The sequence below is a fragment of the Staphylococcus sp. EG-SA-14 genome (assembly GCF_017151935.1).
Taxonomy (GTDB): domain Bacteria; phylum Bacillota; class Bacilli; order Staphylococcales; family Staphylococcaceae; genus Staphylococcus; species Staphylococcus aureus.
Genome location: NZ_JACVZM010000102.1, coordinates 1 through 248 on the forward strand (window position 1 = coordinate 1; position 248 = coordinate 248).

The following is a 248-nucleotide window of genomic DNA, read 5'->3' on the forward strand; positions in this document are numbered from 1 at the left end:
TAATCATGACAATATGATTTCATCAATTACTACTTTAGGAACACCACATAATGGTACACACGCATCAGATTTAGCTGGTAATGAAGCTTTAGTGAGACAAATTGTATTTGATATCGGTAAAATGTTTTGTAGGCGTCACTTGCCAAATGCCTTTTTGAATTTTATCTGTCGCTTTTGTATAAGCTTGATTAAATGGATGTTGAGAAGAAATAACGGATACTAAACCATCGTTTTCTCGCCATTCTTTT

Annotated in this window: 2 pseudogenes; one reads left to right on the forward strand and one right to left on the reverse strand. The window is 33.5% G+C overall.

Annotated features, from left to right (window positions below):
• Window positions 1-127: pseudogene (locus IDG63_RS14495) on the forward strand (lipase-like domain-containing protein); the annotation flags it as partial.
• On the opposite strand, the pseudogene IDG63_RS14825 reads toward IDG63_RS14495, so the two are convergent.
• Window positions 113-248 (reverse strand): annotated as a pseudogene (locus IDG63_RS14825) (lipase-like domain-containing protein); the annotation flags it as partial. The pseudogenes IDG63_RS14495 and IDG63_RS14825 overlap by 15 nt on opposite strands.